The organism is Streptomyces sp. NPDC001848 (genome assembly GCF_042891915.1).
Lineage (GTDB): Bacteria > Actinomycetota > Actinomycetes > Streptomycetales > Streptomycetaceae > Streptomyces.
Window position 1 is genome coordinate 24,283 of record NZ_JBIATP010000014.1, and the last position, 23,491, is coordinate 47,773.

Sequence of the window (23,491 nt, forward strand, 5' to 3'; positions counted from 1 at the left end):
TCCTTATGCCCTGGTGCGTCGCGCCGCAGCCTGAGTGATCCGGTCGAACATGACTCCGAGCAGTACGATGGCGAGTCCCGCCGCCAGCCCCTTGCCGTACAGCTCTCCCTGTGAGAACCCGGCCACGACGTCGTAGCCGAGGGCTCCGGCCCCTACCAGGCCGCCCACCACAACCATCGACAGCACGTAGATCAGCCCCTGATTCGTGGCGAGGGTCAGGGCGTTGCGCGCCATCGGCAGTTGGACCTTGGTGATGATCTGCCAGGTGTTGCACCCGGCGGAGGTGGCCGCCTCCACGGTGGACTCGGACACGTTCCGCACACCGTCCGCGATGATCTTGATCGCGACGGGCGCCGCGTAGACGACGGCCGCGACGATCGCGGTGAACCGGGTGGCGCCGAAAAGCGCGAGGAACGGCACGAGATAGACGAACGGCGGCATGACCTGTGCGGCATCCAGGGTGGGCCGCACCAGCCGGTCCACGAGCCGGCTGCGCCCCATCCAGACACCGAAGACGACCCCGAGCAGCATCACCAGCACCGTGGCCACGGCGGTCGAGGCCAGCGTGGTCATGCTGTCCGACCACACGCCCGTGCCCACCAGCAGCCCGACGCACAGCGCGGCCGTCACCGCGGCGCGCCAGCCGCCGAGCACCGCGCCGAGCGCGACCAGGGTGACCCCGACGAGCCACCACGGGGAGTCGGTGAGCAGCGTCTGGAACGGGTTGAGCAGAACGTTGGTGAGGGCGTCCCGCAGGCCGTTGGTCAGGCCCGAGAGATGGTCCTGCAGCCAGGTGGTCGTCGTGTCGGCCGCGCTCGCGATGTGACTTCCGGTGCTGCCGCTGCCGGGGAACTCGGCCGCCCAGACGTAGGTGTGGGACAGGTGGACCAGAACGGCGACCGCGATCCCGCCCGCGATCAGCAGCGGCCGGCGCCACGCGCGGAGCCGGCCGCCCGTGCGGCGGGCCGCCTCGGTGCGTGCGGCCGCCGCCGTGGTGACCCGGTCCAGCACGATGGCCATGACCACGATGGCGAGGCCGGCGTTGAAGGCGGTGCCGACATCGAGCGACTGCAGGGCCTGGACGACGGTCTTGCCGAGGCCGGGCGCGTCGATCAGGGCGGCGATGGTCACCATGGCCAGGGCGGCCATGATGGTCTGGTTGACGCCCATGACCACCGTGCGCTTGGACATCGGCAGCAGCACCTTCAGCAGTTGCTGCGACCGTGTCGCGCCGAGTGAGTCCGCCGCCTCGACGGTGGTCTCGGGCACGGAGCGGATGGCGTGCGCGGTGATGCGGATCGCGGGCGGCGCGGCGTAGATCACCGTGGTGATCACGGCGGAGGCCCCGCCGATGAGGAAGATCAGGGTCAGCGGGGCGAGGTAGACGAAGGTCGGCATCGTCTGCATGAAGTCCAGGAAGGGCGTCATGATCCGGTTGAACCGGTCGGACAGACCGGCCCACACACCCAGCGGGATGCCGATGAGCAGCGCCACGAGGACCGCCGACAGGGTCAGCGCCAGGGTGTCCATGCTCTCCTGCCACAGTCCCTGGAGCCCGAAGAAGGTGAAGCCGGCCACGGCCAGCAGGGCGACCCGCCAGTTGCCCACGGCCCAGGAGACGTAGCCGGTGATTCCGACGACGCCGAGCCAGCCGATCTGTGGGACCGGGCGGCCGCCGGTGGGCTGGGAGATCAGGGACTGGGCGAAGGTCACCAGGTTGTCGATCGCCAGGCGGATCTCGTTGAAGAAGTACAGGAAGAGCGGGTTGGAGTTGCGGTTGGCTCCGATGCTGTCGTTGAGGTCGTTCAGCCAGCGGTGCAGACCGGTGAGGTCGGCCGCCGCCAGGGTCAGCGTCTGCCGGCCGCGCAGCACGGTGAAGAGCGCCAGCCAGACGATCAGGATGGCCCCCAGCACCATGGGGCGGCTGACCCTCCGGCGCAGGGTCGCGACCGGTGCGGTCGCGTCGGCGGCGACGGCCATCACGCACCGCCTCCCTGTCCGGCGACGACGGAGAGGATCTCCTCGTCGCCGACGATGCCGAGCAGCTTGCCGTTCTCGACGACCTTGACCGGCTTCTCGGCGGCCAGCACCGCCCGGGTGGCCTCGCGCACCACGACGTCCGGTCCCAGCTCGGGCCCGTCGAGGGCGTCGCCGGACTCGGCGGGCCGCATGATCCAGCGCAGGGTGAGGACGTCGCCGCGCGGCACGTCCTTGACGAAGTCCCGTACGTAGTCGTCGGCGGGGGCGCCGACCAGTTCGTCGCCGGTGCCGCACTGGACCATCTTGCCGTCGCGCATGATCAGGATGCGGTCGCCGAGCTTGAGCGCCTCGGAGAGGTCGTGGGTGATGAACACCATCGTCTTGCCGACCTCGTGGTGCAGGCGGATGACCTCGCTCTGCATGTCGCGGCGGATCAGCGGGTCGAGCGCGGAGAACGGCTCGTCGAAGAAGAGGACATCGGGGTCACCGGCGAGGGCGCGGGCGAGACCGACGCGCTGCTGCATGCCGCCGGAGAGCTGGTCGGGGTAGGAGTTCTCGTATCCGGCCAGACCGACCAGTTCGACGACCTCCAGGGCGCGCTTGGTGCGCTCGGCCTTGCCCATGCCCCGGATCTCCAGGCCGAACGCCACGTTGTCGACGACCCTGCGGTGCGGCAGCAGACCGAAGTGCTGGAAGACCATGGAGAACTTGCTGCGCCGCATTTCACGCAGCCGCTTGGCGTCGGCGCCGCGGATGTCCTCGCCCTCGAAGACGAGCTCGCCGGCGGTCGGTTCTATCAGCCGGGTCAGACATCGCACGAGCGTGGACTTGCCGGAGCCGGACAGTCCCATGACGACGAAGACCTCACCGGGCGACACCTCGAAGTTGACGTCGCGTACGGCGGCGGTGCATCCGGTGCGGTCCATGAGCTCGCGGCGGGTCAGTCCGCACAGCTCCTCGGAGCCCGGCACCTGGTCGGCCTTCGGCCCGAACACCTTCCACAGCCGGCGCACGGAGATGACCGGGGTGCGCTTCTGCCGGTCCTGGGACGTGTCGCGCCGCTGCGACACCTCGGTCTGGGCTGGGGTCATGATGGGCCTCTTTTCGGCGTTCAGCCGCGGAACCAGTGCTGCGGCCGGGGTCGGATGTTCTGCCAGACGTGTTTGGGCTCTCGGTACTCGTCCAGGCCGGTCGGTCCCAGCTCACGACCCACGCCCGAGTGCCCGAAACCACCCCATTCCGCTTGCGGCACATAGGGGTGGTAGTCATTGATCCACACCGTGCCGTGTCGCAGCCTGCGCGCGACCCGCTGGGCCTTGCCCGCGTCCTGCGTCCAGACGGCTCCGGCGAGTCCGTACTCCGTGTCGTTGGCGATGCGGACGGCGTCGTCCTCGTCGCGGAAGCGCTCGACGGTGAGCACGGGACCGAAGGACTCCTCGTGCACCACGCGCATGTCCTGCCGGCACTCGTCGAGGACGGTCGGCGGGTAGTAGAAGCCGCCTCCCAGCGCGGGGTCGTCGGGGCGCGTGCCGCCGCAGCGCAGTACGGCTCCCTCGGCGAGGCCCGCCGCGACGTAACGCTCGACCTTCTCCCGGTGCTGTGCCGAGATCAGCGGCCCGGTCTCGGCCTCGGGGTCGAAAGGCCCGCCGAGGCGGATGAGCCGCGCGCGGCGTACGACCTCGTCGACGAAGGCGTCGTGCAGCGAGTCCTCGACGATCAGCCGGGCGCCGGCCGAGCAGACCTGCCCGGAGTGCAGGAAGACGGCGGTGAGCGCGAAGTCCACCGCGGCCTCGAAGTCGGCGTCGGCGAAGACGACGTTCGGGTTCTTGCCGCCGAGTTCCAGCGCGACCTTCTTCACCGTCGCCGCGGCGGTCGCCATGATGCGCCGCCCGGTCTCGAGGCCTCCGGTGAAGGACACCATGTCGACGGCCGGATGCTCGGCCAGCGGCGCTCCCGCCTCGGCTCCCGCGCCCAGCACGAGATTGGCGGCGCCGGCCGGGAGCTGCGCCTCTTCAAGGGCCTTCATCAGCAGGATGGAGGTGGAGGGCGTCAGCTCGCTGGGCTTGAGGACGACGGTGTTGCCCGCGAGCAGGGCCGGGGCGACCTTCCACGAGGCCTGCAGCAGCGGGTAGTTCCAGGGGGTGATCAGTGCGCAGACGCCGACGGGCTCGTAGGTGACCCGGCTGAGGGCGTCGTCGCGGCCGGTGTCGACCACCCGTCCGGCGCTGGTGCCGGCGATGCCGCCGTAGTAGCGGAAGCACGAGACGACGTCGGCGATGTCGTACTCGCTCTCCACCAGGCGCTTGCCGGTGTCCAGGGACTCGGCACGGGCGAACTCCTTGGCGTCGCGCTCGAGGATGTCCGCGGTGCGCATGAGCAGCGCGCCGCGCTCACGCTCGGGGGTGCGCGGCCAGGGGCCCTCGTCGAACGCGCGCCGGGCCGCGGCGATCGCCGCCTCGGTGTCGGGGCGGGTCGCCTCCGATACCGTCGCCACCAGCGTGCCGTCCGCCGGACAGCGGATCTCCCGGTGGCCGCCCGCCACCGCAGCGCGCCATTCTCCGTCCACATACAGATCTGCCACGGCCGCGCCCTTCGAGCCGGATTCGTTGCGCATCATGCACTGCATTGCTTGTGGTGGAACACCCTGGCCGAATGTGCCGACGAACGTCAAGGGGTCGGCGGATCCAGGTTTCAGGCGCCCAGCCGGTCCAGCGCCGCACGGCGCCAGCGCTCCGTCTCGGCGATCTGGTTGAAGGTGAACAGGTGCAGGCCGGCCACGCCCGCCGACGGCCGGGTGAACGCCTCCGCAGCGCGGGCGAGCAGGCGCTCCGGGGCATATCCGCCGGGCGCCGCGAACCGCAGGAACCAGGAGGCGTGCCGGGTGAGAAAGCGGGTCGACTCCCCCACCCCGATCTTCGTCGCCATGGACAGCAGCTTCGCCCGCTGCACGGGCCCGGCGACGCCCACGTACACGGGCAGTGTCACGTCTCGACGCCGGATCCGGTCGATCCAGCCGCCCAGCACGCGGGGGTCGAAGCACAGGTTGCTGACGATGTACGTGGCGTGCACCCGTTTGTCCCACATCGCCTGGATGGTGATGTCGTCGTGGATGATCGGATGGCTCTCCGGATAGCCGGTGATCCCGATGTCCGCGAAGGGCCTGCCCAGCTCACTCAGCCTGCTCAGCACCGGCAGCGCTCCGTCGTACGGCCCGGCCGGCGGATCGGCGTCGCCCGCCGGGACGAAGACGTCGTCGACTCCCGCCGCACGCAGCCGCTCGGCGACGTCCTTGAGGTGTGCGTCGTCCCGCAGCAGCCGTGCGGGGACGTGCGGGACGACGCGGTACCCCTGCGCCGTCAGCCGCTCGGTGAGGCCGAGCGTCGGCTCCAGGCCCTTGACCGGCGACGCCGTGACCGTGACCACGACGCCGCGCGGGACATGGGCGAGGACCTTCTCCTCGGTCGCCTTCGCCGGCAGCACCTCGTAGCGGACACGGCCGAGCAGCGCCCGCAGGGCCTCGGCGCCCACGGCCTACCCGGCCTGCTTCTGGGCGTCGCGGTGACGGTAGTACGCGGCCTTGGACGGCGGCAGCGGCTCCTTGCCGAGGATGAGGTCGGCCGCCTTCTCGGCGATCATCATCACCGGGGCGTAGATGTTGCCGTTGGTGACGTACGGCATCACCGACGCGTCCACCACCCGCAGCCCTTCCAGCCCGTGCACCTTCATGCTCAGCGGGTCGACGACGGACATCTCGTCGGTGCCCATCTTGCAGGTGCAGGAGGGATGCAGCGCGGTCTCGCCCTCCTTGGCGACCCAGGCGAGGATCTCCTCATCGGTCTCGACCGACGGTCCGGGCGAGATCTCGCCGCCGTTGTAGGGGGCGAGCGCCGGCTGGTTGAGGATCTTGCGGGCGACCCGGATCGCCTCGACCCACTCTCGGCGGTCCTGCTCGGTGGAGAGGTAGTTGAAGCGCAGCGCGGGGTGTTCCCGCGGGTCCCTGCTCTTGATCTTCACCGACCCGATAGCGTCCGAGTACATGGGTCCCACGTGCACCTGGTACCCGTGGCCGCCGGCCGGCGAGGAGCCGTCGTAGCGGACGGCGACCGGCAGGAAGTGGAACATGAGGTTGGGATAGTCCACGTCCTCGTTGCTGCGCGCGAAGCCGCCCGCCTCGAAGTGGTTGGTGGCCGCGGGCCCCTTCCCGAACAGCCACTGCAGCCCGATGAAGGGCGCGCGCCACTTCGCCATGTACGGCTGCATGGAGACGGGCTGCTTGCAGGAGTACTGGACGTACACCTCCAGGTGGTCCTGCATGTTCTCGCCGACGCCCGGCAGGTCGTGGACGACGTCGACACCGAGGGCGGACAGCTCGGCGGCGTTGCCGACACCGGAGAGTTGCAGCAGCTGCGGGGAGTTGATCGCGCCGCCGCAGAGGATGACCTCGCGGGCCCGCACCTGCTGGGGCGCACCACGTCCCTGCTGGTACTCGACGCCGACGGCGCGCTTGCCCTCGAAGAGGACCCGGGTGACGAGAGCACGGGTCCGCACGGTCAGGTTGGGCCGCTTGCGCACGGGCTTGAGGTACGCCTTGGACGCCGACAGCCGGCGCCCGCGGTGGACATTGCGGTCGAACTTGGCGAAACCTTCCTGCCGGTAGCCGTTGACGTCGTCCGTGGGTGCGTACCCCGCCTGCCGGGTGGCCTCCAGGAAGGCGGAGAAGAGCGGGTTGGTGGCGGGACCGCGTTCCAGGACGAGGGGGCCGTCATGGCCGCGGAACTCGTCGTCCGGATCGGCCGCCAGACAGTTCTCCATGCGGCGGAAGTACGGCAGGCAGTGGGCGTAGTCCCAGGTCTCCATCCCGGGCTCGGCCGCCCAGCGCTCGTAGTCCATGGGGTTGCCGCGCTGGAAGATCATGCCGTTGATGCTGCTGGAGCCGCCGAGCACCTTGCCGCGGGCGTGGTAGATGCGCCGGCCGCCCATGTGGGGCTCGGGCTCGGATTCGTACTTCCAGTCGTAGAAGCGGCTGCCGATGGGGTAGGTCAGCGCCGCGGGCATGTGGATGAACACATCCCAGGGATAGTCGGGGCGGCCCGCCTCCAGTACGAGCACCCGGTTGCCGGGGTCGGCCGAGAGCCGGTTCGCCAGTGCGCTGCCGGCTGATCCTCCGCCGACGATGACGAAGTCGTAGTGCAAGGACGCCATGGTGCCTCGTCTCCCGCTCGCGCCGTCAATACGCGAGGCATGCTAGTACGGGTATCGCTATACGCACCAGGTTGCGAACAACGCAACTTGCAAGGTTTTCGTTTCGATCGAGTTACTTGCCATGTCGTTGTTTACTACGCGTATAGTTCCGCTATGAGCAACTACAGTCCGGATACCGAAACGAACGGCTCATCGTCCGGCGGTGTGCAGTCCGTCGACCGCGCCATCAGCGTCCTCGAGATCCTGGCCCAGCGCGGCGAGGCGGGGGTGAGCGAGGTGGCCGCCGAGATCGATGTACACAAGTCGACCGCGTTCCGACTGCTCGGCGCCCTGGAGGCGCGCGGTCTCGTCGAGCAGTCGGGCGAGCGGGGCAAGTACCGGCTCGGCTTCGGCATCGTACGCCTGGCGGGCGCCGTGACGGGACGCCTCGACATCACGCAGCAGGGCCGTCCGGTCTGCGAGCGCCTCGCGGAGGAGATCGGTGAGACGGTCAACATCGCGGTCATGCAGGAGCACTATGCGATCAACCTCTACCAGGTGCGCGGCCCGGGCGCCGTCGTCGCGCACAACTGGGTCGGAGAGCTGACCCCGCTCCACGCCACCTCCAGCGGCAAGATCATGCTGGCCCACCTGCCCGCCAAGGAACGCGCCGCGCTGCTCGCGGAGGCCGGCCTGCAGAAGCTGACCCCCCACACGATCTCCTCGAAGGCGAAGCTGGAGAAGAACCTCGCCGAGGCCCGGGAGCGTGGCTACGCCTGGACGCTGGAGGAGCTGGAGATCGGGCTGCACGCCATGGCGGCGCCGATCCGCGACCGGGAAGGCCAGGTCATAGCGTCGATCAGCGCCTCCGGGCCCTCCTACCGGTTCACCGAGGAGCGCATGCACGAGCTGGCCCCGGTCCTGGTCAAGGGCGCGGAGGAGATCAGCCACCGCATGGGTTACCTGGGCTGAGCGCACGCGGTACGAGCGCCGCACGGCCCGCGTTCGCCCCCCGCGCGGGCCGCGGGCGCCCCTGCTCCGCCTCACTCCGGCTGACGCGTGCCGAGACGCTCGTGCACCCAGTCGTGGAACGCACCGATGTGGTGCTCACTGGGCACGAGCACGCCGCCCTTGGCGTACAGCCGTGAGCTCATCCCCGGCTGGGTGCGCTCGCAGGCGTCGAAGTCCTGGCGGTTGACCCGGTCGAAGAGCTCCACGGACCGGCTGACGTCCTTGCCGCTCTCCACCACGTGCGGGAGGTAGAGCCAGTCGCACTCGACGATCGTGCGGTCGACGGCGACGGGGTACATCCGGTGGAAGATCACGTGGTCGGGCACCAGGTTGATGAACACCTGCGGCTTGACGGTGATCGCGTAGTACCGGCGGTCCTGTTCCTCGGACACACCCGGTATGCGGTCCAGCCCCTCGGAGCCGTCGACGGTGAAGCCCTGGATCTCCTCCCCGAACTCCGCGCCGTGGCCCACGTAGTACTGGGCGGCGTAGCCGTCGGCGAATTCGGGGAGCACCTCGGTGAGTTCGGGGTGGATCGTGGCGCAGTGGTAGCACTCCATGAAGTTCTCGATGATGAGCTTCCAGTTCGCCTTGACGTCGTAGACGATCCGCTTGCCCACCGAGAGGTTCGCGATGTCGTAGCGCTCGATCGACTCCACGTCGCCGAGGCGTTCGACCACCGCGCCGATGACGTCCTCCTCGAAGGAGGGCGGGTTCTCCGCCAGGCACACCCAGACATAGCCGAGCCATTCGCGCACGGCCACGCTCACCAGGCCGTACTCGGTGCGGCCGACGTCGGGCATCTTGGTGAGGTTGGGTGCCGCGACCAGCTTGCCGTCGAGGTCGTAGGTCCACGCGTGGTACGGGCACTGGAAGGCTCGCTTGACCTCCCCCGCCCCGTCGGTGCACAGCTTGGCTCCGCGGTGCCGGCAGACGTTGAAGTAGGCGCGGATCGACTGGTCCCGGGCGCGGGTGACGAGGATGCTCTCGCGGCCCACGTCGACGGTGCGGAAGGCGCCGGGCTTCGGCAGGTCCGCGGCGCGGGCGACACAGAACCACATCGTCTCGAAGATGCGCTCCTGTTCCTGGGCGAAGATTCCGGGGTCCGTGTAGGCGGAGCCGGGAAGGGTGGCGATCAGGCTGTCCGGCAGGCTGGTCGAGGTCACGGTGCACTCCTCGGAGAACGTCGTGGATCGGTAGGTCACGCGCCGGGAAGAGTGACTTCGGACGGCGTTGTGTTGTGAGCAACGCTGCGTGTCATGCGCAACGCAGCTTGTGATGTCGCAAGCGCCGTGTCAAGACGCGGCGCTGGTGGTGAACTGCTTGCGCCAGCGGGTGAACAGCCGCGGCTGGTTCATCCCGAGCACGGCGACCGGACGCTCGGCCCGCCGGTAGACGGCCAGGAAGCTGCGGTCGTCGGTCGAGCCCTCCTCGACCGTCACGCTGTCGGCCCCGGCGGCATGGCCGACGAACTGGATCTTCACGCCGTACTGATCGGACCAGAAGTACGGGGGCCGGGGCACACCCGGTTCCGTCGCACCGTGGGCGAGCAGCGCGGCGACGGCGGCGTCCGGCCGTTCCACCGCGCCGGTCCAGTGCTCGACCCTGCGGTGGGTTCCGCTGCGCGGGTCGTACCAGTTGGCACAGTCGCCCACGGCGACCACCCCGGCCACACCGGTACGCCCGTCGGCGCCGCACTTCACGCCGTTGTCGAGGGCGATTCCGGACCCCTGAAGCCACTCGACGCAGGGACGCGCGCCCACGCCGACGACGACGGTGTCGGCGGGAACGGTACGGCCGTCCTCCAGCAGGACGGCGTCCACCCGGTGCTCCCCGCTCAGCCCCTTGACGCCCACCCCGCACAGCAGCCGTACACCGTGATCGGCGTGCAGGGCGGAGACGACCCGGCCCATCGTCTCGCCGAGCGGTCCGGCCAGCGGTGTCGGCGCCGCCTCGACCACGGTCACGTCGAGGCCGAGGGCGTACGCCGTGGAGGCGACCTCGGCGCCGACGAACCCGCCGCCGATCACCACCAGCCGTCCGCCCCGCGCGAGGTCGTCCCGCAGCCCGCGGGCGTCGTCCAGGGTGCGCAGCACATGGACCCCGGCGAGGCCCTCGGTGCCGGGCAGGGTGCGGGCGGTGGCTCCCGTCGCGATGACCACGCCGTCGGCGCGTATCTCCCGGCCGTCGGCGAGCCGGATCGCCCGTTCCGTACGGTCGAGTCCGGTGGCGCGGGTACCGAGCAGCCACTCCGCCCGGAGTTCCTCGTCGTCCCGCTCCAGTGCCAGGTCCGCCTCGCCGATGGCGCCGGCCAGGAACTCCTTGGACAGCGGCGGCCTGTCGTACGGGCGGTGGGGCTCGTCGCCGATGACGACCAGCCGGCCGTCGTATCCCCGCCGCCGCAGCGAGCGCGCGGCCGACAGACCGGCCAGCGAGGCGCCCACCACGGCAACGGTCCTCACGCCGCGCCTCCGGCCAGGCGGGCGGCGACGCACGGCGGCAGGTTGGGTGCCTCGGTGGACAGCCGGACGTAGACCATGCCGTCCTCGACGACGACCTCGTGGGTGCGGACCGGGAGCTTGGCCGGCGGTGCGTCCACGGCCCCCGTCCGCAGGTCGAACTTGGAGGCGTGCAAGGGGCATTCGACCTCGCAGCCCTCCAGCCAGCCGTCGGCGAGCGAGGCGTCCTGGTGGGTGCAGGTGTCGTCGATGGCGAAGAGCTCGCCGTCGTCGGTGTGGAACACCGACACAGGCGGGTCGATGTCGAGCCGGTGGGCCTCGCCTCGCGGCAGATCCGCGAGACGGCACGCGGGAATCATCATGACACCTCGGTGCGTATAGCGAAACGGATTGCGGTGAACGCAACGCCAGTCTGCGGGCGGCTCTGAAGCGTTGTCAAGGCATCCGGAGCCGGTTTGCGCACGCTGCGAGGACGGATTTCCGGGCATGCCGAAGCGACCCCGAAAGCGCAGGTGAACAGGGTGAAGGGGCGCTTCATCAGGGCGCGACGGCGGCCCTGCCCCGGCGTCCCGTGGAAGGGCGTCCGTGACCGGGGCAGGGCCGCTTCACCGCCGGGGCGGTCAGAAACCGCGGTCGATCCACTCCTGCAGGTGCGGCGCCTCGGCGCCGATGGTGGTGGTCTCTCCGTGGCCGGTGTGCACGACGGTGTCGGCCGGGAGAGTGAGGAGGCGCTCGCTGATCGAGTCGATGATGGTGGGGAAGTCGCTGTACGACCTTCCCGTCGCTCCCGGGCCACCGGCGAACAGGGTGTCTCCGCTGAAGAGCGCGGAGAGGTGCGGGGCGTGCAGACAGACGGCTCCGGGGGCATGGCCCGGGGTGTGCAGCACGGTCAGCCCGATGCCCGCGACCGGAATGCTCTGCCCGTCGGACAGTTCGCCGTCGGGCAGCCGCTCGGGATGGGTCTGCTTCCACAGCGGCAGATCGTCGGCGTGCAGCAGGATCGGGGCGCCGGTCCGGGCGGCGAGCTCGGGCGCGGCGTCGATGTGGTCGTTGTGCGCGTGGGTGCACACGATCGCGCGCAGGGCGCGTCCGCCGAGGGCCCGGACGATCGCGTCGGCGTCGTGGGCGGCGTCGACGACCACGGCCTCGGTCTCGTCTCCGACGATCCACACGTTGTTGTCGACGTCCCATGTGCCGCCGTCCAGCGAGAACGTCCCCGAGGTGACGAGGCGTTCGATGCGGGCGCCCGGTATCACGTCCGGCATCAGAAGATCACCACCGAGCGCAGAACGTCACCGTGGTGCATGCGCTCGAAGGCCTTTTCCACCTCGTCCAGGGAGATGGTCTCGGTGACGAAGGCGTCCAGGTCGAGGCGTCCCTGCAGATAGAGGTCGATGAGCATCGGGAAGTCGCGCGAGGGCAGGCAGTCGCCGTACCAGGACGACTTCAGCGCCCCGCCCCGGCCGAACACGTCCAGCAGCGGCAGCTCGAGCTTCATCTCCGGGGTCGGTACGCCGACCAGCACCACGGTCCCGGCGAGGTCACGGGCGTAGAAGGCCTGCCGGTACGTCTCCGGACGGCCCACCGCCTCGATCACCACATCGGCACCGAACCCCCCGGTCAGCTCGCGCACCGCGTCGACCGCGTCGGTCTCCTTGGAGTTGACCGTGTGGGTGGCGCCCAGCTTCCTCGCCGTGGCCAGTTTGCGGTCGTCGATGTCCACGGCGATGATCTTCGCCGCGCCCGCCAGGTTCGCCCCGACGATCGCCGCGTCCCCGACGCCGCCGCAACCGATCACCGCCACGGTGTCACCGCGTCCGACGCCGCCGGTGTTGATGGCCGCGCCGATGCCGGCCATCACCCCGCAACCCAGCAGCCCGGCCGCGGCCGGGGACGCCGCTCGGTCCACCTTGGTGCACTGACCGGCCGCCACCAGCGTCTTCTCCGCGAAGGCGCCGATCCCCAGGGCCGGCGACAGTTCCGTGCCGTCGGTCAGGGTCATCTTCTGCTTCGCGTTGTGGGTGCTGAAGCAGTACCAGGGCCGCCCGCGCAGACAGGCCCGGCACTGGCCGCACACGGCACGCCAGTTGAGGATCACGAAGTCACCGGGTGCCACATCGGTGACCCCGTCGCCGACCGCCTCGACCACCCCCGCCGCCTCGTGTCCCAGCAAGAACGGGAAGTCGTCGCTGATGCCACCCTCGCGGTAGTGGAGATCGGTGTGGCAGACACCGCAGGCCTCGATCTTGACCAGCGCCTCACCCGGGCCGGGATCGGGCACGACGATCGTTTCCAGGCTGACGGGGGCGCCCTTGCTCCGCGCGACGACAGCACGAACCTGCTGGGACATGGCCACTCCTCGGCTGACAGAGGGACGGTATGTTGCCTAATGCGGTACGCATCTCATCTTTCGCAACACAGCATCGCGGAGGCCGAAGCAGCGGTCAAGGATCTGTCAGGCGACTCTCCACTCGTCGATCGCCGGCGCCGCTCGGCCCTCAGTGGCCACCTCGGTGTACGTGTGCTTCGGCGAGGAGGAGGTAGCTGCTCGCGGTCCAGGTGTAGGCACGGTCACGCAGGCCCGTTCCGGTGAGGGCGTCGAAGTTCTCGGCGAAGCCGTGGGTCTCGCACAGGGCGCGGAAGCGGGCGCTGATGTCGTCCGCCAGCCGGTGGTGGCCGGCGCGGCGCAGGCCGTCCTCGACGAGGACGGTAGCGGGTGCCCAGATCGGGCCGCGCCAGTAGCCGTCGGGGAGGTAGTGCGGCGAACTCGTCAGTTCGGTGGCCAGGCCGTACGGCGTCAGGTGGGCCTTGATCCGGTCGGCCAGTGCGCCGCCGACCTCATCGGGCAGCTGTTCGCCCAGCACGATGGGCATCAGGTCGAGGAGGCCGGCGCTGCTCCAGGTGTCCCCGGTGGCGACTCCACGGGAGACGAACCTGTCTCCGGTCCAGAGCTGGTCGAGCATCGCCGCCTGGATCTCCTCGGCGACGGCCGTCCACCGGAGCGTTTCGTCCGGCTTGCCCAACTCAACGGCGAGATCAGCTAGTTCACGCAGTTGGAGGACGAGGAAGGCGGCCAGATCGGCGGTGACGACCACCCGCTCGGGGTCGAAGGTGGTGGCGTTGTCCCAGCCGCTGTCGTTGCCGTGCTGGTAGTGGGCCAGGATGGCCCCGGGGGCTCGCCGCGCGGTGAGCCAGAACTCGGTCCAGCGTTCCAGTCGCTCGTACGCCTCGGCCAGTTCGGCCCGACCGGGAGGCGTCGGCAGTCGGCGGCGCAGGCGGCTGAAGGTCCAGCCATGGATGGGCGGCTTGACGAAGTTGTGCAGGACCTCGGAGTGGGTGACGGAATCGGGTAGGGCACCGCTGCCGTCCTGGTGGTCGAAGGGCACGGCGAACTGGTCGAGTGCGAGCTCCGGACAACCCGGCGCGAGGGCCAGGGCGTTGAAGCAGTGGTCCCAGCTCCAGACCTTGTCCATCCAGTGTTTGGACATCAGTACGGCGGGCCGGGCGACCAGGCCGGCCGGCCGTACGGTCGCCGACCAGACGACGTAGGCGGCCAGTTCGGCCGCGGGGGTGGCGGACGAGCGCCAGGGGGCCACCGCGTCGGCGAAGTCCGCGAACGAGCCCCGTACGGACTCCACGATGTCGTCGAAGCTCGCCGAGGACGTGTAGGGCGTGCGAGCGGTGTCGAGTTCCTCGATGGCGATCTCCCAGGCTCCGTCCGCCTGCGCCGTCACGGCGAGACCGCGGTCGGCGCCGCCCAGGGCCTGGGTTCCGGCCGTGTCGGCGACGGTGCCGGACAGCAGGGTGACACGGTAACGGCGCCCGGTCTCGTACGACGTGAACACGTGTGCGTCCGCCGCCGGGTCGTGGAAGAAGTACGTTCCGCTGAACGGGGTGAGGGTCTGCGCGGCGGCGAAGACTCCGAGGCCGAGGCCGCTCCCCCGCAGGCGTACGGTGTCCGGCGACTCGTAGGCGAGATCGATGTGCCCGCGCTCACCGATCCAGCGGAGCAGGCCCGGTGTCGCCTCGACGCGGGTTTCGGCCCGGTCGCCGCTCGCCGGGTCCCGGGGGACCAGGCGCAGGACGCCGTGCATGCCGTTCTGGTGCGAGACGAGGTGGAGGTCCGCGGCGTACGTCTTCTCGGCCACCACGGGCGAGATGTCGAACCAGGATCCGTACGTGCTGAACGGGATGTCGTGGACGGAGAAGGCCGGGCCGGATCGGGCGGCGGTCATGTGGTGTTACTCGTTTCTGGAGCAGGGGTGACGGCCGGGCAGACGTGCGGACCGGTCAGGGGTCGTGGCGGGGTTGGGGGGACTCAGTCCTTGACGGCACCGGCGGTCACCCCGGCGGCGACGTAGCGCTGGGCGAGGACGAGGATGACCGCGGCCGGCAGCGAGGCCACGACGGCGGTGGCCATGATGGCGTTCCACTCCTGGTTGTTGTTGCCGATGTAGTGGTAGATGCCGAGCGTGATCGGCTCGTGGGCGCCGCCGTTGACCAGGGTGCCGGCGAAGACGAAGTCGGACCAGGACCACAGGAAGGCGAACAGGGCCACGGCCCACTGCGTGGACGTGGGCCGGCGGCGCTTCCCGCGGCGGGCCGGGGGTGGCGCGGCGGTGGCCGCCCCGTTCCGGACGCGCGCGGACCCGTGATCCGGCAGCTGTGTCGTGTGGTTCATGAACGACCCTGGTGTCCCGGCTACTTGACGGCGGACTGCGCCGTGGCCAGCGCGTCCTTGGGCGACTTGGAGCCGCTGAGGGCGGACTGGACGGCCTTCCACATCTGCTCGGAGATCTTCGGGTACTTGGTGCCCAGGTCGTCACTGGTGCGGCCCCTGGCCGCCTTGACCGCGGCGACCCACGGCTTCAGCTCGGCGTTCGCGGCCACCTGCTTGTCCTGGACCTCGCTCGTGGGGGCCACGTAGGACAGGGTGGTGTCGGTGTTGTACAGGTTGTCGGTGCTGGTCAGGCAGGTCGCCAGCTTCTGGGAGGTCGCGTAGCGGCCAGTGTCCTCCTGGACCGGGACGGACACGAACTCACCGCCGGTCGGGGCCGCGGCGTTGCCTCCGTCCGCGCCGGGGATGGGCAGGACGCCGTAGTCGAAGCCGATCTTCTCGGCGCCCGCGAGCTGCCAGGTGCCGTTCTCCGCGAAGGCGTAGTCGCCGCTCGCGAACTCCTGCCAGCTGGTGGTCTGGGTGTTGTTGAGCACCGAGTTGGGCGCGTAGCCGTTCTTCAGCCAGTCCTTCCACAGGGAAAGGGCGGACGCGGCCTGCGGCGAGTCCAGTTGGGTCAGTTTGGCGCCCGCGCCCCAGAACCAGGGCAGGAACTGGAAGCTGCCCTCCTCCGTGCCGATCGCCGAGAACGTGATGCCCTTCTTGCCGGCGTTCTTGACCTTCTCCAGCGCCGCCGTCAGCGACGTCCAGTCCTTGACCCAGGCGATGTCCACCCCGGCCTCCTTCAGCACCTTCTTGTTGTAGTAGAGGGCGAGGGTGTTGGCACCGATCGGCGTGCCGTAGGTCTTGCCACCCGACTGGCCGGCCGCGAGCAGGTTGGGGTCCACCTTCGAGGTGTCCAGCTTGTTGTCGTCGGTCGTGGTGAGCACGCCCGCCTCGGCCAGGGTCGACACCACCGGGTTGTCGACGATGAGGACGTCCGGGGAGTTGCCCTGCTGCGCCGCCAGCAGCGCCTTGTTGCCCAGGTCGCTGGTGTCGAACCCGGTCCGCTTGACCTTCACTCCGGCCTTGGTGCCGCACTGGTCCAGCAGCTTCACCCAGGCCGAGCCCTTGTCGAACTGCGGGTACGGGTCCCAGATGGTGTACGTCCCGCTGCCGGCGCCCTTGGTGTCGGTGCTGCCCGAACCGGAGGAGCAGGCGGTGGCGCCGAGGGCCACGGCCAGGGCGGTCAGGGCTGCGGCGGTCAGACGGCGCTGTCCGGGAGAGCTGTTCATCGCGGGTTCCTTCGTTCCGGGCATACGAGTGCCGAGGGCACGGGGTGGTGAGGAGGGACGGGCAGGTCGAACGGCGGTGTTGGGCGGTTCTGGTGCCCCGGCATGGCGAGCGTTGCCTGTTGGTGGAGGTGCGAGGAGGTTGGCGGTTGGGGCGGGTGCGGTCAGGGCGTGCCGACGGACCCGGCGTCCGCGGTGGGCGCGACTCCCGCCGGCCCGGTGCTGGCCCGCAGGGAGATGGGCGGAGCGAGGAGATGATGCCGGGGCGGCGCGTCGGGGTGGTCGAGCCGCTCCACCAGCAGTTCGACGGCGCGTCGGCCCATCTCCTCGGCCGGTACGTCCGCGGCGGTCAGCTGCGGGGTCACCGTCTCCGCCCAGCGGCCGGCCACGACCCCGGTGACGGAGAAGTCGCGCGGTACATGGCGGCCCGCCCGGGCGAGCCCCCGGTAGAGGCCGCCCAGAGCGGCCTCGTTCAGCGTGACCAGGGCCGTGGTGGCCGGGTCGTCGTGCAGGATCCGCTCCAGGCATGCCTGGCCCGAGGCGGCATCGTCCCCGCAGCAGTACGTCCGCACCGTCAGCCCGCGCTCGGCCGCGGCCTTGGTGAAGCCGTCCAGTCCTCGGTGCGCGGACTCGTACCCGGCCCGGAGCAACTGCTCGGGACGGTTGACGAAGGCGACCCTGCTGTGGCCGAGATCCGCCAGGTGGTGGACGCACGCCGCCGCCAGCGCGGTGTGGTCCAGGCCGACCCACCAGCCGTCCTCCGGGTGCGCGGTGCGGCCGATGGCGACGGAGGGGAAGCCCAGGGCGGCCAGGTGATCGACCCGGTCGTCCTGCAGCCTGATCTCCATCAGAATGGCGCCGTCGACCCGCCGTTCCCCCAGCAGCCGCTGGAACGAGCGGTCACTCTCCACACCGCTCGGTGACAGCAGCACGTCGTAGTCATAGGCGGCGGCCGCCTCCACCACGCTGCCGATGAAGTCCAGCTGCATCCCGGTGTAGTGGTTGCCGGCCGGCGGAAACACCAAGCCGATGGTGCTGGTCCGGCCGTTGGCCAGGGCACGCGCGCTCGCGTTCGGGCGGTAGCCCAGTTCGTCGATGACCTGCTGGATCTTCCGACGTGTGGGCTCCGACACCGGGCGCTTGCCGCTGAGCGCGTAGGACACGGTGCTCCGCGAGACACCGGCCCGCCGGGCGATCTCACCGATGTTCACGGCGGCTCCTAGCTCGAACCGGTTCGACTCCTCGGAGGGGGAAGTACCGCCGGTCGTGAGGGGTGTGGGACGGATCGAGGGGCGAAGGGCCGGTCGTCGAACCGGTTCGCATGAAAGCGAACGTAGGAACTGCCCCGACGGCTGTCAATATCCTGGCCGCACTTTCCTGGCGCGGGAAACATCCGCGAGAAACGCACGCGAGAACCTTCCGTCGGAGGGATTGCTGGCCGGGTTTCCCGGTGCTAGCTTCCCCGAACCGGTTCGATGAAGTGATCCTTCCGACAACCGGGGACCCGTTCCACCCCTCCCGGAGCGTCGGGCGGCGCCCCCACTGCACAGGAGTCTCCTCGCCTCGGTGGCGCATGCGATCGAACCAGTTCGACAGCCGCCGCCTCGGTCTCTCCGCACCGGAGACGGCCGCGGAGGAGCAACCGACCGAGGTGGGCCGGCCGGGACCCCTGACTCAAGGATTGAGGACGCACGCCATGTCATCCGCTGACCGTTCCGCCCGGCGCCGGCCCCCCGCCGCCGTGGCGCTGGCTCTCGGTGCGGGCCTGCTGGCCGCACCGGCCCTCCCCGCTCAGGCAGCCGATACGCCCCAGCCCGCGGCCCACTACACCTTCGACCAGGACGACCTCGCCTCCGGCAAGATCACCGACAGCTCCGGCAACGGCCTGACGGCGAGTCTGGTGAACGCCTCCACCGCGCAGGCCGTCGCGGGCGCGAGCGGAGGCAAGGCCCTCGCCCTGCCCGGCGGAGCATCCGACTCCGACGGCGCGTACGTCCGTCTGCCGCGCGAAGTGCTCGGCGCTGCCACCGACTTGACGGTCTCCGCCCGCGTCAAGTGGAGCGGTGGCGGATCGCCGTGGCAGCGGATCTTCGATCTGGGCAGCAACACCACCAAGTACCTGTTCACCACCCCGTACAACGGCAACGTCCTGCGCACCGCCGTCACCACCGGCGGAGGAGGCGCGGAGGCACAGGTCTCCGGGTACGCGGCGCTGCCCGCGGACGAGTGGCGGACCGTCACCGTCACCCTCGACAGCTCCGCCGGCCGAGTCACCACCTACCTCGACGGCGTGGCGGTCTCCTCCGCCGCCACCGGCGTCAAGGCCAGGGATCTGCTGGACGGTTCGGCCACGGCCGCCGGTTACATCGGCAAGTCGTTCTACCCGGATCCGCTGCTCAAGGGCGCGATCGACGACTTCACCGTGTGGCACACGGCGCTCACCCCAGAGCAGGTGGCCGGCACGGTCGGGAACGTGCCCGCCCTGCAGCAGCTCTCGCAGACGTCCTTCGAGGTGCGCACGACGACCGGGACGGCGCCCGCCCTCCCCGCGGCGGTCCGCTCCTCCTTCTCCGACGGCTACGACCGCGACACACCGATCACCTGGGACGCCGTACCGCCGGAGAAGTACGCCCGGCCGGGCACGTTCACGGTGGCCGGGACCGCGGCCGGGCGCGCGGTGCGGGCGACCGTCACCGTGGTCCGCGAGGGAGAACTGACCGTCGACCTCGGCTCGGACACCGGGGCCTTCCACGGCGGCGCCTCCGGCACCCTCTACGGCGTGTACGGGCCGGGCGTCCCCACGAACAACCTCATCGAGGGCATGGGCCTGCGTACGGTCTCCACGAAGGCCCAGGACGGCCCGCAGCACCCGGGCGCCGACGCCCTGGAGGTGGTCAAGCCGCTGGCCGATTCCACCGACGGCGACGTCTACGTCTACATGACCGACATCCACCGCGGTTTCCCGTACGAGTGGCCGGGCGACACTCCCCGGGAGAAGCTCAAGCTCTACGAGGAGAAGATCGCCAAGCAGGTCGACCAGGTCCTGCGGCTGCCCGCGAGATACCAGGGCAACATAGTCTTCGTGCCGTTCAACGAGCCCGAGGGCAACATGTTCGGCACCGGCGAGTGGAGCTACGACAAGGTCAGCTGGCTCACCGACCCCAAGGACTACTTCGCCGCCTGGGACGAGGTCCACAAGCTCATCAAGGGCAAGATGCCCGGTGCCCGTATCGCCGGCCCCAACACCAGCATCCTGTACGACCAGGTGAAGGGTTTCCTGACCCACACCCTGGCCGCCGGCACGCTCCCGGACGTCATCACCTGGCACGAGCTGAGCCACCCGGAGGCAGTGCGTGAGAGCGTCGCCAAGTACCGGGCGTGGGAGAAGGAGCTGTTCAAGGGCACCGACAAGGAGGGCACCCAGCTCCCGATCAACATCAACGAGTACGCCTTCAACTACCACACCTCCGTCCCCGGCCAGATGATCCAGTGGGTGTCCGCGATCGAGGAGTCCAAGGTGGACGCCGACATCGCGTACTGGAACATCGACGGCAACCTCTCCGACTCCGCGGTCCAGTCCAACCGCGGCAACGGCCAGTGGTGGCTGCTGCACTCGTACGCCTCGATGAGCGGGCACACGGTGAAGGTGACCCCGCCCTTCCCCGGCGAGAACTACACCATGCAGGGCGTGGCCACGCTCGACGCGAAGAAGCGGCAGGCCAGGCTGCTCTTCGGCGGCTCCGGCGGCCAGGGCCACATCACCTTCGCGGGCGTCCCGAAGAAGGTCTTCGGGGACCGCGTGCACGCCTGGGTGCGCGAGATCGAGTGGAGCGGGCAGGTCGGCGACAACTCCGGCCCGAAGCTGCTGACGGAGACGAACCTGAAGGTCGGTGACGACGGCCGGGTCGTCGTCGACTTCGGCGACGGCACACTGCCGAGGCTGAAGGAGTCCTCGGCCTACGAGATCGTCCTCAGCCCGGCCGGCACGGCGAAGGGCACGCAGTCCCCGCCGGTGCGCTGGCAGGCGTCGTACGAGGCGGAGGACGCCGCCCACACCGGGGCCGGCTACTCGAAGAACGGCCCGGAGGGCTCGCCGCGCGACGTGTCGAAGTTCTACACCTCCGGTGGTTACGACGTGGGCGGCCTGCGCACGGGCTCCGACGTCGCGCTGGACTTCACCGTGGACGTGCCCCAGGACGGCACCTACGACCTGAGCGTCTTCGCCAACTCCCTGAACACCTACGACCAGGTGAAGGAGCAGGGCCCCACCAACGTGTTCCTGCGCGTGGACGGCAAGGCCGACAGCGAGCAGGAGCTGTACCTGCCGCTCGGCTACAAGTGGGTGGTGTGGGACCACACGGACACCAAGGTGCACCTGACCAAGGGCAAGCACACCCTCACGCTCGCCGCGAAGAGCCTCGACGGCAAGCGCGCCACGAAGGGCGACGCCATCGTCGACCGTCTCACCCTGTCCCTGCCGGAGGCTTCCGCCCGCACCCAGGTCTACGAGGGCGAACTGTCCTGGACGGGGGGCGGGGCGCGGCCCGTCTACGATCTGCCGAAGCACACCGCAACCCCCGCCACCGGCTCGGGCGCGGTCCGGGTCGCGAGGAACCAGACGGCCACGTTCTGGGTCTACTCCCCCGCCGACCGCGAGGCCACCCTCCGGGTGGACACCCTCGGCGGCGCGGACGCGCGGCTCTCCGTCAACGGGCATGACGTGCTGCGCCTGTCCAAGGGCAGGGACGCGGTGGCGGTCTCCCTTTCCGGCGGCATCAACAAGGTGACGGTGACCGGCGGTTCGTCCCCGACCCTCGTCGACCGCCTGACGGTCACGCCCACCGACGGCACGCTGAAGGCGCGTACGTACGAGGCGCAGGACGCCGAGCTCGCGGGCTCGGCCACGCTGACGCCGCTGTCCCTGGCCACCGACGGGACGGCGATCAGCGGTGTCGGCGGTGACCCGGGCAACGGCAACACGGCCACGTTCACGGTCGCCGCGGACAAGGCCGGCCTGTACGCGCTGCGCATCCGCTACTCCAACCCGGAACAGTCCCAGGCCACCCACTACAACCCGGACCCGCTCGCCCGCCACGCCGACATCACCGTGGGCGGCGGCGAGACGCAGCGCGTCAACTTCCCCCACAGCTTCCACCAGAACAACTTCTGGGAGCTGACCGTCCCCGTCCACCTCGAGAAGGGACAGAACACGATCACCTTCCGCTCCGCGGAACTGCCGAACTTCGACGGCACCACCTACGCGTCGGACACCTTCCCCGGGGTGCTGCTCCGCTCCCGATACGCACCACTGATCGACCGCATCACCGTCGCACCGTACGCCCGGGAGGTGCGGTGAGGTGATCGCCACCGGCGGCGACGCGAGGCGTACGGAGGCCGGCAGCGGGGGCTCCGCTCCCCAAGACCGGCCTGGCGGGGCGCCCGCTTCGCCGCCGGTGCGGCCCCGCTCCAGCCACGTCTTGCGATGGCCCTCGGCCTGACTCGCTCGCGGCTTCCGCCGCTGCGGCAGCGGCGGAAGCCGCGAGCGAGTGGGGCATGGAACCCGCCCCTGCCTACGCTTTGCGGGCGAGCAGGTGAATCTCCTGGAACTGCCGTCGGTCGGTGGGCTGAGGTCGGCGCACCATCCGGGCCACCTCGGCGAGCCCGGACTCGTGCAGCATCGCGGCGAGGTGATCCGGCGACCACCGATAGGCCGGCGCGACCGTGTGATCGAAGACCTGTGGCGCGTGCGACGGATCATCGCCGGCCGAAAAGCCGATCAGAAGGTGGCCGCCAGGTGCCAGCACGCGGTGGAACTCCGCGAAGATGACGGGGAGCTCCTGCGGTGGGGTGTGGATGACGGACCAACGTGAGAGGACGCCGCCCAGCCCGCCGTCGGCGATGTCCAGCGCGGCCATCGAGCCCACGTCGAACCGCAGGCCCGGATAGGCATCTCGAGCCAACTTGATCATCTCAGGGGAGGCGTCAACGCCGAACGCCGCCAGCCCCAACTCATCGAGATGAGCGGTGATGTGGCCGGGGCCGCACCCCAGGTCCGCGACCTGACCGTTACCACTCGCGCTGACAACCTCGGCGAAGGCACTCAAGATCGCGCGGTCCAGGGGCCTGTCACGCAGCTCGTCGCGGAACAGCTGCGCATAGACGGGGGCAGCAGCATCGTAGGCATCGCGGGTGGCTCTGAGGGCATCGTCTTCGACCATGCTCGCGACAGTAGTTCCCGACGCTGGGACGAGCTCCGAGAATCACGATCTCCACTGCAGCCCGTTCGCCTGGCTCTCGCCGGTTCCGAGCAGGTCGCGTCAGATGCAAAGGACTGACCCTATGCTGTGATCATGCTGCTGATCCACGCCGGGAAGACCACTGCCGACGCGCCCACACCGCGCACCGGCGGAGTCCCGCTCGTCCCTGGTGAGTTCGTATGGCCGAGGTGCCGCACATGCGGTGGGGCCATGCAGTTCCTCGCCCACCTGCCCCTTGATGCCGGCGTGGTCGCGGTGTTCTTCTGCCAGAACGATCCCGGGATGTGCGACGACTGGGATGCCACTGCCGGCGCCAACCGCGCCTATCTGTTCTCCGGCGAGCTCGCCCCGGCCACTGTCCCGGCCGACGGCGAGACACTCCTGGGCGCGGTGACCGCTCTGCGTCTCCATCCCGCTGACGAACCCACGCAGGAGCCGGTACTCGGACGGCTGGGCGGCGAGCCCGACTGGATCCAGGGTGACGAGACTCCCGACTGTCCCTCGTGCGCCACCCGCATGACGTTCACAGCCGAGCTGGAGGAGGGTTACGACTTCGCCACTTCGGCGAACTTCGGCGGCGGGGGCCGAGGTTACCTCTTCAGCTGCCGGCCCTGCGGTGAGGCAGCGTTCCTCTGGCAGCGCTGAACGCGTCCCAGG

At 70.0% G+C, this 23,491-nt stretch carries 17 protein-coding genes and 1 pseudogene; 3 read left to right on the forward strand and 15 right to left on the reverse strand.

Going from position 1 to position 23,491, the window contains the following annotated elements; genetic code table 11:
* Positions 1-3: 3 nt before the first annotated feature.
* The 5 genes from ACFYZJ_RS27280 to betA form a co-directional block, all read right to left on the reverse strand.
* Positions 4-1,980: an ABC transporter permease gene (locus ACFYZJ_RS27280; RefSeq protein WP_388572162.1), complete on the reverse strand. Its 1,977-nt coding sequence runs from the start codon at positions 1,978-1,980 to the stop codon at positions 4-6.
* Complete coding sequence (locus ACFYZJ_RS27285; RefSeq protein WP_388572164.1) at positions 1,980-3,071, reverse strand: glycine betaine/L-proline ABC transporter ATP-binding protein; 1,092 nt, start codon at positions 3,069-3,071, stop codon at positions 1,980-1,982. Before ACFYZJ_RS27285 ends, ACFYZJ_RS27280 begins: the two co-directional genes overlap by 1 nt.
* Before the next feature lie 20 nt (positions 3,072-3,091).
* Positions 3,092-4,561: an aldehyde dehydrogenase family protein gene (locus ACFYZJ_RS27290; RefSeq protein ID WP_388572470.1), complete on the reverse strand. Its 1,470-nt coding sequence runs from the start codon at positions 4,559-4,561 to the stop codon at positions 3,092-3,094.
* A gap of 110 nt (positions 4,562-4,671) precedes the next feature.
* Positions 4,672-5,508 (reverse strand): 5,10-methylenetetrahydrofolate reductase, encoded by an 837-nt coding sequence (locus tag ACFYZJ_RS27295; RefSeq protein WP_388572165.1) that lies wholly within the window; start codon positions 5,506-5,508, stop codon positions 4,672-4,674.
* 3 nt (positions 5,509-5,511) lie between these two features.
* Complete coding sequence (gene betA / locus ACFYZJ_RS27300) at positions 5,512-7,182, reverse strand: choline dehydrogenase (protein WP_388572167.1); 1,671 nt, start codon at positions 7,180-7,182, stop codon at positions 5,512-5,514.
* 153 nt (positions 7,183-7,335) lie between these two features.
* Here betA and ACFYZJ_RS27305 point away from each other — a divergent pair, with 153 nt between their 5' ends.
* The gene (locus ACFYZJ_RS27305; protein ID WP_388572169.1) at positions 7,336-8,133 is read left to right on the forward strand and encodes an IclR family transcriptional regulator; all 798 of its coding nucleotides are present in this window, start codon (positions 7,336-7,338) and stop codon (positions 8,131-8,133) included.
* 71 nt (positions 8,134-8,204) lie between these two features.
* Here ACFYZJ_RS27305 and ACFYZJ_RS27310 read toward each other — a convergent pair whose 3' ends face one another.
* The 9 genes and pseudogenes from ACFYZJ_RS27310 to ACFYZJ_RS27350 all read right to left on the reverse strand — a co-directional run bounded on the left by ACFYZJ_RS27310 (position 8,205) and on the right by ACFYZJ_RS27350 (position 17,788).
* On the reverse strand, positions 8,205-9,338 hold the full coding sequence (locus ACFYZJ_RS27310; RefSeq protein ID WP_388572171.1) for an aromatic ring-hydroxylating dioxygenase subunit alpha: 1,134 nt from the start codon (positions 9,336-9,338) through the stop codon (positions 8,205-8,207).
* A gap of 129 nt (positions 9,339-9,467) precedes the next feature.
* Entirely contained in the window at positions 9,468-10,634 is a 1,167-nt protein-coding gene (locus ACFYZJ_RS27315; RefSeq protein WP_388572173.1) for an NAD(P)/FAD-dependent oxidoreductase, read from the reverse strand.
* The gene (locus ACFYZJ_RS27320; RefSeq protein ID WP_388572175.1) at positions 10,631-10,993 is read right to left on the reverse strand and encodes a bifunctional 3-phenylpropionate/cinnamic acid dioxygenase ferredoxin subunit; all 363 of its coding nucleotides are present in this window, start codon (positions 10,991-10,993) and stop codon (positions 10,631-10,633) included. The genes ACFYZJ_RS27315 and ACFYZJ_RS27320 overlap by 4 nt, the downstream gene beginning before the upstream one ends.
* 258 nt (positions 10,994-11,251) lie before the next feature.
* Positions 11,252-11,896: an MBL fold metallo-hydrolase gene (locus ACFYZJ_RS27325; RefSeq protein WP_388572177.1), complete on the reverse strand. Its 645-nt coding sequence runs from the start codon at positions 11,894-11,896 to the stop codon at positions 11,252-11,254.
* Positions 11,896-12,981, reverse strand: a complete 1,086-nt coding sequence (locus ACFYZJ_RS27330) for an S-(hydroxymethyl)mycothiol dehydrogenase (protein ID WP_388572179.1) — start codon at positions 12,979-12,981, stop codon at positions 11,896-11,898. The genes ACFYZJ_RS27325 and ACFYZJ_RS27330 overlap by 1 nt, the downstream gene beginning before the upstream one ends.
* A 148-nt stretch (positions 12,982-13,129) precedes the next feature.
* A complete protein-coding gene (locus ACFYZJ_RS27335; RefSeq protein ID WP_388572181.1) occupies positions 13,130-14,866 on the reverse strand; it encodes an amylo-alpha-1,6-glucosidase in 1,737 nt (578 codons plus the stop codon).
* An 83-nt stretch (positions 14,867-14,949) separates the two neighbouring features.
* A pseudogene (locus tag ACFYZJ_RS27340) lies at positions 14,950-15,189 on the reverse strand (carbohydrate ABC transporter permease); the annotation flags it as partial.
* A gap of 143 nt (positions 15,190-15,332) precedes the next feature.
* Entirely contained in the window at positions 15,333-16,580 is a 1,248-nt protein-coding gene (locus ACFYZJ_RS27345; RefSeq protein WP_388572183.1) for an extracellular solute-binding protein, read from the reverse strand.
* A 161-nt stretch (positions 16,581-16,741) separates the two neighbouring features.
* The gene (locus ACFYZJ_RS27350) at positions 16,742-17,788 is read right to left on the reverse strand and encodes a LacI family DNA-binding transcriptional regulator (RefSeq protein ID WP_388572185.1); all 1,047 of its coding nucleotides are present in this window, start codon (positions 17,786-17,788) and stop codon (positions 16,742-16,744) included.
* A 485-nt stretch (positions 17,789-18,273) separates the two neighbouring features.
* Between ACFYZJ_RS27350 and ACFYZJ_RS27355 the strand changes: the two genes are divergently transcribed.
* A complete protein-coding gene (locus ACFYZJ_RS27355; RefSeq protein WP_388572187.1) occupies positions 18,274-21,933 on the forward strand; it encodes a LamG-like jellyroll fold domain-containing protein in 3,660 nt (1,219 codons plus the stop codon).
* A 214-nt stretch (positions 21,934-22,147) separates the two neighbouring features.
* Here ACFYZJ_RS27355 and ACFYZJ_RS27360 read toward each other — a convergent pair whose 3' ends face one another.
* Positions 22,148-22,795: a class I SAM-dependent methyltransferase gene (locus ACFYZJ_RS27360; protein ID WP_388572189.1), complete on the reverse strand. Its 648-nt coding sequence runs from the start codon at positions 22,793-22,795 to the stop codon at positions 22,148-22,150.
* 132 nt (positions 22,796-22,927) lie between these two features.
* On the opposite strand from ACFYZJ_RS27360, the gene ACFYZJ_RS27365 reads away from it, so the two are divergent.
* Positions 22,928-23,479 carry a hypothetical protein gene (locus tag ACFYZJ_RS27365; protein WP_388572191.1) on the forward strand — a complete coding sequence of 184 codons (552 nt, stop codon included), beginning with the start codon at positions 22,928-22,930 and terminating at the stop codon, positions 23,477-23,479.
* Positions 23,480-23,491 lie beyond the last annotated feature (12 nt).